We start from the raw sequence: 1,101 nt of genomic DNA on the forward strand, positions 1-1,101 counted from the left end.
ACTGATGTGGGAGCGCTGGCGCAAAGGCGAAACGATCCATCAGATTGCAAAACTGTTTGATCGGGGCCACTCTTCGATCCAGCGGATACTCGCGGAGAACGGCGGCATCGAGCCACCGCAAAGACGCCGCGCGCCGCAGACCTTGACGCTTGCGGAGCGCGAGGAGATTTCCCGCTCTCTGGTGTCCGGATTATCGATCCGGTCGATAGCCACCAGGCTGGGACGCGCTCCTTCCACTATAAGCCGCGAATTGCACCGCAACGGAGGCAGTCAAGGTTATTGAGCAAATCAAGCGGATGCGCTCGCCTGGAATCGGGCACGTCGCCCGAAGGTTTGCAAATTGGTGCAAAACCAGACGCTGGCACGAGTTGTCGCTGCAAAGCTGAAGCTGCAGTGGTCTCCCGAGCAGATTTCTGGTTGGCTCAGACATGTGTACGCGGTCAACAAGGACTATCTAGTGTCGCACGAGACAATCTATCGGAGCCTCTATATTCAAGCTCGTGGCGCTCTGAAAAAGGAATTGCTCGAGCACTTGCGACGCGCTCGAACCATGCGCCGGTCCCGTCATCACACACTGAAAACTGAGGACCGCACGAACATTCGCGACGCCGTGTCGATCAGTGAACGCCCCGCTACAGCGGAGGATCGCGCAATACCCGGGCACTGGGAAGGTGACTTGCTGTATGGCAACGCTACGAGCCAGATTGCAACTCTCGTCGAACGTCAAAGTCGATTCGTGATGCTGGTAAAAGTGGCCAGCAAGGATTCTGAGGCTGTGGTTGACGCGCTGATACGACACGCCAGCAAGTTACCTCGGGAACTATATAAATCGCTGACCTGGGATAGGGGTTCGGAAATGGCCGACCACAACCGCTTTACCGTCGCTACCGACATTGAGGTCTATTTCTGCGATCCGCAACACCCCTGGCAACGCGGTTCGAACGAAAACACGAATGGGCTTCTGAGGCAATACTTCCCTAAGGGCACCGATCTCTCCGTCTACTCGCAGGCCAGACTGGATGCCGTAGCCAGACGGCTCAACGAACGCCCCCGAAAAACACTAAACTTCGACACGCCGGCTGAGCGATTTAGCCAAATCGT

1 pseudogene is annotated in these 1,101 nt (G+C 56.6%); it reads left to right on the forward strand.

What is annotated here, in order from left to right:
* Position 1: 1 nt before the first annotated feature.
* Positions 2–1,101 (forward strand): annotated as a pseudogene (locus tag U5A65_RS40640) (IS30 family transposase); the annotation flags it as partial.

The organism is Paraburkholderia sp. J10-1 (assembly GCF_905220165.1).
Taxonomy (GTDB): domain Bacteria; phylum Pseudomonadota; class Gammaproteobacteria; order Burkholderiales; family Burkholderiaceae; genus Paraburkholderia.